A 7162-nucleotide genomic window follows, 5' to 3' on the forward strand; every position below is an offset into this window, starting at 1 on the left:
GATCCACATCCGCATTGCTCTCATGAACCGCTTCTCCGCCCTCGGCACCGCCGAGATCGTTCGCGTCAGCTGAGTTCAGCGGGGAAAGGGGCAGCTCACGCCGCTAGCTGAGTTGCGCAACAACGCCGACGCCGCGCCTGCATGATCGTTGAAAGAGGCCGTCCTTTTGGGCGGCCTTTTTTGATTTCGGCGCGAAGATCTTTTTGAGCTCCCAGTTTGCCTCCCGGCTGCCTCCCCAGCGCCTCCCACCCCCTCCGCCATGTTGAACCCGCAAGTGTTCGCAGAAATCCCAAGGAGGTTCACATGGCGACCAAGCACCTTTCCCAGATCGAACTGGCGGCTCGCTGGAACATCTCGCACCGCACGCTGGAGCGCTGGCGGTGGACGGGCGAAGGCCCGAAATTCATCAAGCTCGGCGGCCGGGTGATCTACCGGCTCGAGGATGTAGAGGCCTTCGAGGCCGAACACAGCGCCATCATCGCACGCGGTGGCACGGCTATCATCCCGATCCGCAAGAACGGTCGCCCGTGGAAGGAGGACTGTCCAGCCGCCCGGGCCCGCAACGAAACCCTGCGCGCCACACGTCACTACGGCCGGGCGTTCTGGAAACGCTGGGCAGGATACCACGCCCGCAGCCGCGCCGAGGCCAAGATGCGCTGCCTCAAGTCCTTCGGCGAGCGCATCGCCGCGAGAGACCCCGACCGCCAGACCGCCGAAATCCACATCCGCGTCGCACTCATCAACCGCTTCAATGCCCTCGGCTCCGCCGAGATCGTCCGCGCGGCCTGAGCTTGAAGGGGAAGGGGGCATTCAAGCCTCAAGCCGCCATTCTGCAACAATGCCCTTGCGAGAGGTCCGCGACATCATTCGACCTCTTCCCGCAGTGACGGAAGCCGCTGGACGTCGGCGGGCGACGTCCAAGGCCGTGCTGGCGGGCGCGCATCAGCGGTGCTCGTTCCCGTGCATTTCCGCTGGTTGCAGGCGACCACGTCGTTTCCTTTCTGGCCCCAGTAATCCTCGCCGAATTCGCCGTATTCTCCCCCGGCGCTGGCGCAGCTTTGCTTCAGCGAGTCCTTCGAGACATGGCTGACCGGCCGCGCTACGATCTTCTCGGCCTGAGCCGGCCCGCTGCCTGGACCGGCGAGAACTGCCAACGAGAAAGCGGCCAGGGCTGCCGCGAACGACGGGAGCCCTGCTGTCGACATGGTCGATTCCTCCGGTCAGGGGTCAGAAGGACAGCGTGGCCGCGCCCGCGCGAACCTGCTCGAACATCGCACTGGCACCTCTGATCCCGACGCCGTCGATCAGGTCGTCGGCCTCGTAACCCCGCGCCGCGACGCAGGGGGGGCAGGCCCAGATCGTGCCGCCGCGGCCCTGGAAGTCGGCGATCAGCCGCGCCAGCGGGTCGAGCGGCGGCACATGGGTCATGTCATGGCCCTTGCGCCGGACAACATTCACAGCCGCGCTGGTCAGAAAGACCCGGACCTGCATCCCCGCGGTGATGGCGCCATTGGCCAGGGTGAAGGCAACGGACGACAGTTCGGAATCGATCCCCCTGGTCATCACGATCACCAGTTCCTGGGTATCCTCTTTCATGATAGCTTCCCCGGGTTGGCATGATCGTGAATGCAGCATGCGCTTTGTCCGAGGCTGCGGCTTTGCCCCTGCGACCGGAAAACCTGATCGGGAATCCTGATCGCCCCGCCCGACACGTCGCCGCCCTGTTGGCCACGGCGCTGCGCCGGGTGCGGATCACGGATTCGATGCAGTACTGCTACATGCCTGCCGGCGACTGGCAGACGGATGCCACGCCCGCCGCCTACAAGCCGAAGGACGCCGTCAGCTTGCACATCCTCGCCGGCGGCAGCTGCTGGCTTGACTTCGACGGGCAGCGCACCACCCTGCACGAGGGTGACATCGCCGCCTTCCCCTTCGGCACGCCGCACCGCATCGGCGCCGGCGAGGGCAGGCCCGGGATCGACCCTAACGGGCATTGCCGCCCGCACGGTGGGCGGAAACCCCGGTCCTGCGCTTTGGCGAAAGCGAACGGGTGGTGCGGATCCTGTGCGGCGATGTCCGCTGCGAGGCGCTGACCTTCGCGCCGTCCCGCCAGGCGCTGCCGGCCTGCAACCTGGTAAACGCGGCAAGCGGTGGCGACTGGCTGGCCGGAATCGTCGCCCAGATCGTCGCCGAGGTCGATTGCCCCGCAGGACGGTGGCAAGGCGATCCTGGAACGACTCACCGAACTTGCGCTGGTCGAGGTGCTGCGCCGACAGTTGCTGGGCGAGCCCCGCGGGACGACCGGCTGGCTGGCAGCGATCCGCGACCCGATCCTGAGGCGCTGCCTTGGCCTGCTGCACGGCGATCCTGCGCAACCCTGGACGCTGCAGAGCCTGGCGCGCCAAGCCGGGGCCTCGCGCAGCGTCATCGCCGCACGCTTTGCCGCGCGGCTCGGCACGACCCCGATCGCGTATCTGCGCGACCAGCGCCTGCTTCTGCCGCGCGAGCGGCTGATCGATGGCAACGCCCCGATCGTGGAACTGGCGCTCGACGCCGGCTATTCCTCCGAAGCGGCGTTCACCCGCGCCTTTGCCAGAGCGACCGGCTGCCCGCCGGCGGCATACCGCAAGCAAGGAAGGGCCGTCGGGGTGTCCAAGGCCGGATGAGACAGCCATGCGGGGTTTTCTCAACCGCCCATCGCGGACTGGGTGCCCTCCGGCGTGATCCCGTGAACCGCCGCGCCCGCCGCACCGCTTGCATCCCCCGCGATAAGCCTTACATTCTCCCTCGAATGCTCGTTGGGGCGCCCCGGTCGGGGCTGAGATGTGCCAGGCACAGCACCCATCGAACCTGATCCGGGTCATGCCGGCGAAGGGAACGGGCCATGCCGCGATCCGATGCGGCCATCCCTTCCTCCGTGCGCGCATGGCCCCTGATGTCGAGGGGGGGGGGACAATGGCGATAGCGCTGACCATCGCGGGGTCCGACAGCGGCGGGGGGGCTGGGATCCAGGCCGATCTCAAGACGTTCTCGGCGCTCGGCGTTTATGGCGCCAGCGCGCTGACCGCGATCACCGCCCAGAACACCTGCGCCGTCACCCGGGTCGAGGGCGTCTCGCCCGACATGATCCGCGCCCAGATCGAGACGGTGCTGGAGGATCTCGACGTCCGGGCGGTCAAGATCGGGATGCTGGGCTCGGCGGCCGCGACGCGGGCGGTGGCCGAGGCGCTTGCGGGATGCGCGGCGCCGATCGTGCTCGATCCGGTGATGATCGCCAAGTCGGGCGATCCGCTGATCGACGACGAGGCCATCGCCGTCCTGCGCGAAACCCTCATGCCCCGCGCCCTGGTGCTGACCCCGAACCTGCCCGAGGCCGCGCGCCTTGCCGCCCGGCCGGTCGCCTCGGACGCGGCGCAAGTGGTGGCGCAGGGCGAGACGCTGCGGGCGATGGGACCGCGTTGGGTGCTGATGAAGGGAGGGCATGCCGAGGACGCCGTCTGCACCGACCGGCTGATCGGGCCGGAGCGGCACGACTTCACCGCGCCGCGGATCGCGACCCGCAACACCCACGGCACCGGCTGCTCGCTGTCCTCGGCCATCGCCGCGGGGCTCGCGCTGGGGCTGGACGTGCCCGCAGCGACCGCGGCCGCGCATCAGTGGCTGCACGGCGCGATCCTCGCGGCCGACGGGCTGGGCGTCGGCTCGGGGCACGGGCCGGTGCATCACTTCCACCGCTGGTGGCCGGCGTGAGCGGGGGTGTCTCGGCGGACGGCGTCACCATCCTGGGGGCGGGGGTCATGGGGCTTGCCACCGCGACCGAGCTTGCCGCGCGCGGGCACACCGTGCGGGTGGTCGACCCGGCGCTCGGTCCCGGAACGCAGGGCTGTTCGTGGTGGGCCGGCGGGATGCTGGCGCCGTGGTGCGAGTTCGAGAACGCCGAGGAACCCGTGCTGCGCCACGGCCGGACCGCGATCGACTGGTGGGACCGCCATGCCGGCGGTGTCACGCACGCGGGTACGCTGGTGGTGACGCTGGGCCGCGACCGGCAAGAGCTTGACCGCTTCGCGCGCCGCACCGAAGGGTTCGAGCCCATCGGCTCCGACCGGCTGGCCGAACTGGAACCCGACCTTTCCGGCCGCTTCCACCGGGCGCTGTTCTTCCCCGACGAGGCGCATCTGGACCCGCGCACCGCGGTGGCCGCGCTGCAGGCGGGGCTTGCCACTCGCGGCGTGACCTTGGCCGCCGTCCTGCCGCCCGATCCGGGCCGGATCATCGACTGTCGCGGCCTCGCCGCCCGCGACATCCTGACCGACCTGCGCGGCGTGCGGGGCGAGATGCTGGTGCTGCGCTGCCCCGGGGTGGCGCTGTCGCGCCCCATCCGCCTGCTGCATCCGCGGGTGCCGATCTACCTCGTCCCGCGCGGCGAGGGGATCTACATGCTGGGCGCGACGATGATCGAAAGCGACCGGCGCGGGGTGGTCACGGCGCGCTCGGTGCTGGAACTGCTCAGCGCCGCCTATGCGCTGCACCCCGGCTTCGGCGAGGCCGAGATCGTCGAGCTGGGCGCCGACGCGCGCCCGGCCTTTCCCGACAACCTGCCGCGGATCGGGCAGGCGGGCTGGCGGCTCTACGCCAACGGGCTTTACCGGCACGGCTATCTGCTGGCCCCGGCGGTGGCCATGCAGCTGGCCGATCACATCGACACTGGAGCGAAACCGGAGTTCTGGCATGAAACTGACCATCAACGGTGAGCCGCGCGAGCTGGCGGCGACCACCGTCGCCGAGGCGCTGGCGGCCGAGGGCCTGGGCGAGGCGCGGGTGGCGACGGCGCTGAACGGCGACTTCGTCCCGGCGGCGCTGCGGGCGACCACCGTGCTGTCGCCGGGCGACGCGCTGGAAGTCGTCGCGCCGATGCAGGGGGGCTGAGATGCCGGTCTTTTACGGCACCGAGGTCGCCTCGCCCCTGATGCTGGGAACCGCACAATATCCCTCGCCCGCGATCCTCGCCGCGGCGTTCCGCGCCTCGGGCGCCGGCATCGCCACGGTCAGCCTGCGCCGCGAGGCCGGGGGCGGGCAGGATTTCCTGCGCCTGATCGAGGGGCTGGGCGTGCCCATCCTGCCCAACACCGCCGGCTGCCATTCCGCGCGCGAGGCGATCACCACCGCCCAGATGGCGCGCGAGCTGCTGGGGACGGACTGGATCAAGCTCGAGGTGATCGGCCACACCGACCTGCTGTCGCCCGACGTGTTCCAACTGGTCGAGGCCGCCCGCGAACTGACCGCGCAGGGGTTCAGGGTCTTTCCCTACTGCACCGAGGACCTGTCGGTCTGCGACCGGCTGCTGGCCGCGGGCTGCGAGGTGCTGATGCCGTGGGGGGCGCCCATCGGCTCGGGGCTGGGGCTTGCCAACCCGCACGGTCTGAGAGCGCTGCGGGCGGCGTTTCCGGACGTGCCTCTGGTGGTGGACGCGGGCATCGGCCTGCCCAGCCACGCCGCGCAGGCGATGGAGATGGGCTATGACGCCGTGCTGCTGAACACCGCGGTCGCCAAGGCCGGTGACCCGGTGGCGATGGCCCGCGCCATGGCCGGCGCCATCGAGTCCGGCCGCGCCGCCTGCGCCGCCGACCCGATCGAGCCGCGCGACATGGCCACCCCCTCGACCCCTGTCATCGGCAAGGCGTTCCTCGCATGACCCGTCTTTCGTGCCCAAATATCCCGGGGTCCGGGGCAGAGCCCCGGCCGGCGCTGCCGCGCTTCTACCCGATCTTCGACAGCGCCGACTGGGTCGCCCGCGCGCTGGCCTGCGGGGCGCGGCTGATCCAGCTGCGGATCAAGGACGCCCCCGAGGACATCCTTCGCGCCGAGATCACCCGCGCCCGCGATCTGGCCCGCGCCCACGGCGCCGCGCTGGTGGTCAATGACCACTGGCGGCTGGCGATCGAGCTGGGCTGCGACTGGCTGCATCTGGGGCAGGGGGATCTGGACGACGCCGACCTCGCCGCGATCCGGGTGGCCGGGCTGCGGCTGGGGGTCTCGACCCATGACGAGGCCGAGTTGGACCGGGCGCTGGCGGTCGGCCCGGATTATGTCGCGCTGGGGCCGGTCTGGCCGACTATCCTCAAGCAGATGAAATGGGCGCCGCAAGGGCTGGACCGGGTCGCAGACTGGAAGCGCCGGGTCGGCACCGTGCCGCTGGTCGCCATCGGCGGGCTGACGCCCGAGCGCGGCCGGGCGGCGCTGGAGGCCGGGGCGGACGTGGTCTCGGCCGTCACCGACATCACCCTGAACCCGGACCCCGAAAGGCGGATGCGCGAATGGCTGGCGGCGACCGCAGCCGCGGGGGCTTCGCGCCCCCGCACCCCCGCGGGATATTTGGACAAAGAAGAAGGGGCCGAGCGATGAGCGAGCGGCACGCACGGCAGATCGTCCTGCCCGAGGTCGGCGCCGAGGGGCAGGCGCGGCTGGCCCGCGCCCATGTGCTGGTGGTGGGCGCGGGGGGGCTGGGGTCGCCCGCGATCATGTATCTGGCCGGCGCCGGTGTCGGCTCGCTGACCGTGGTCGATCCCGACGTGGTCGAGGCGTCGAACCTGCACCGCCAGCCCATCCATGCCGGCCGGGTCGGCGGGGGCAAGGCCGAGTCGGCCGCGGCCTTCGTCGCCGCGCTGGACCCGGCCGTCGAGGTCACGCCGCTGGCCGAGCGGCTGACGCCGGCCAACGCCGCGGCTCTGGTCGCCGAGGCGCAGCTGGTGCTGGACTGCGCTGACAATTTCGCCGTCAGCTACACGCTGTCGGACGCCTGCATGGGCGCCGGGGTGCCGCTGATCTCGGCCTCGGCGCTGGCCCTGGGCGGCTATGTCGGCGGGTTCTGCGGGCAGGCGCCCAGCCTGCGGGCGGTGGTTCCCGCACTGCCCGCCCCCGCCCGGGCCCGCGCCCCGCGCGCCATGGGGCCCACGCCCGCCGCGACCGCGGCCAGCAGCGCCAGCGCCGACAGCGGGATGCCTGCGGCGAGGGCCAGCACCAGCGAAACGCCCGCGGCGATGATGACCGCGAGAACCGTCAGCAGGAAATGGGGCAGGGGCGTCGAATCCTCCGTTGCCGGCCAAATATGGGCGCGCCAGGGCGGGATGGAAAGCCCTTGCCGGGGCGGCATGCCGGTCATGCG

At 71.1% G+C, this 7162-nt stretch carries 10 protein-coding genes, 2 pseudogenes and 1 riboswitch; of the genes and pseudogenes, 10 read left to right on the forward strand and 2 right to left on the reverse strand.

What is annotated here, in order from left to right; genetic code table 11:
* Window positions 1-303: 303 nt before the first annotated feature.
* Together IC63_RS19205 and IC63_RS17120 are read left to right on the forward strand one after the other, a co-directional pair.
* Window positions 304-408, forward strand: a pseudogene (locus tag IC63_RS19205) (helix-turn-helix transcriptional regulator); the annotation flags it as partial.
* A gap of 57 nt (window positions 409-465) precedes the next feature.
* Window positions 466-789 (forward strand): annotated as a pseudogene (locus IC63_RS17120) (transposase); the annotation flags it as partial.
* A 74-nt stretch (window positions 790-863) separates the two neighbouring features.
* Here the strand turns inward: IC63_RS17120 and IC63_RS18295 are convergent.
* Together IC63_RS18295 and IC63_RS16100 are read right to left on the reverse strand one after the other, a co-directional pair.
* Window positions 864-1205, reverse strand: coding sequence for a hypothetical protein (locus IC63_RS18295; RefSeq protein ID WP_156965528.1), 342 nt, complete (start codon window positions 1203-1205; stop codon window positions 864-866).
* Between the two features lie 22 nt (window positions 1206-1227).
* On the reverse strand, window positions 1228-1596 hold the full coding sequence (locus IC63_RS16100; RefSeq protein ID WP_036722408.1) for a DsrE family protein: 369 nt from the start codon (window positions 1594-1596) through the stop codon (window positions 1228-1230).
* A gap of 20 nt (window positions 1597-1616) precedes the next feature.
* Here IC63_RS16100 and IC63_RS17125 point away from each other — a divergent pair, with 20 nt between their 5' ends.
* The 8 genes from IC63_RS17125 to IC63_RS16135 form a co-directional block, all read left to right on the forward strand.
* Window positions 1617-2093, forward strand: a complete 477-nt coding sequence (locus IC63_RS17125) for a cupin domain-containing protein (RefSeq protein WP_084116009.1) — start codon at window positions 1617-1619, stop codon at window positions 2091-2093.
* 57 nt (window positions 2094-2150) lie between these two features.
* On the forward strand, window positions 2151-2666 hold the full coding sequence (locus tag IC63_RS17130) for a helix-turn-helix domain-containing protein (protein WP_052042331.1): 516 nt from the start codon (window positions 2151-2153) through the stop codon (window positions 2664-2666).
* Between the two features lie 123 nt (window positions 2667-2789).
* Window positions 2790-2894, forward strand: a riboswitch (TPP riboswitch).
* 61 nt (window positions 2895-2955) lie between these two features.
* The gene (gene thiD, locus IC63_RS16110; RefSeq protein ID WP_036722410.1) at window positions 2956-3750 is read left to right on the forward strand and encodes a bifunctional hydroxymethylpyrimidine kinase/phosphomethylpyrimidine kinase; all 795 of its coding nucleotides are present in this window, start codon (window positions 2956-2958) and stop codon (window positions 3748-3750) included.
* Entirely contained in the window at window positions 3747-4751 is a 1005-nt protein-coding gene (thiO, locus tag IC63_RS16115; RefSeq protein WP_269634785.1) for a glycine oxidase ThiO, read from the forward strand. Before thiD ends, thiO begins: the two co-directional genes overlap by 4 nt.
* Window positions 4729-4926, forward strand: coding sequence for a sulfur carrier protein ThiS (gene thiS, locus IC63_RS16120; protein WP_036722413.1), 198 nt, complete (start codon window positions 4729-4731; stop codon window positions 4924-4926). The genes thiO and thiS overlap by 23 nt, the downstream gene beginning before the upstream one ends.
* Window position 4927: 1 nt before the next feature.
* Entirely contained in the window at window positions 4928-5692 is a 765-nt protein-coding gene (locus IC63_RS16125) for a thiazole synthase (protein WP_036722415.1), read from the forward strand.
* Complete coding sequence (locus IC63_RS16130; RefSeq protein WP_084116011.1) at window positions 5689-6402, forward strand: thiamine phosphate synthase; 714 nt, start codon at window positions 5689-5691, stop codon at window positions 6400-6402. Before IC63_RS16125 ends, IC63_RS16130 begins: the two co-directional genes overlap by 4 nt.
* The coding region (locus tag IC63_RS16135; protein ID WP_198026351.1) for a HesA/MoeB/ThiF family protein at window positions 6399-7162 on the forward strand (764 nt) is incomplete at its 3' end. The genes IC63_RS16130 and IC63_RS16135, both read left to right, overlap by 4 nt.

The sequence above is a fragment of the Paracoccus sphaerophysae genome, assembly GCF_000763805.1.
GTDB lineage: Bacteria > Pseudomonadota > Alphaproteobacteria > Rhodobacterales > Rhodobacteraceae > Paracoccus > Paracoccus sphaerophysae.

Coding starts and splice junctions, on each gene's coding strand:
- IC63_RS18295 (WP_156965528.1), bottom strand. CDS start 1,205: ATGTCGACAGCAGGGCTCCCGTCGTTCGCGGCAGCCCTGGCCGCTTTC.
- IC63_RS16100 (WP_036722408.1), bottom strand. CDS start 1,596: ATGAAAGAGGATACCCAGGAACTGGTGATCGTGATGACCAGGGGGATC.
- IC63_RS17125 (WP_084116009.1), top strand. CDS start 1,617: ATGATCGTGAATGCAGCATGCGCTTTGTCCGAGGCTGCGGCTTTGCCC.
- thiD (WP_036722410.1), top strand. CDS start 2,956: ATGGCGATAGCGCTGACCATCGCGGGGTCCGACAGCGGCGGGGGGGCT.
- thiS (WP_036722413.1), top strand. CDS start 4,729: ATGAAACTGACCATCAACGGTGAGCCGCGCGAGCTGGCGGCGACCACC.
- IC63_RS16125 (WP_036722415.1), top strand. CDS start 4,928: ATGCCGGTCTTTTACGGCACCGAGGTCGCCTCGCCCCTGATGCTGGGA.
- IC63_RS16130 (WP_084116011.1), top strand. CDS start 5,689: ATGACCCGTCTTTCGTGCCCAAATATCCCGGGGTCCGGGGCAGAGCCC.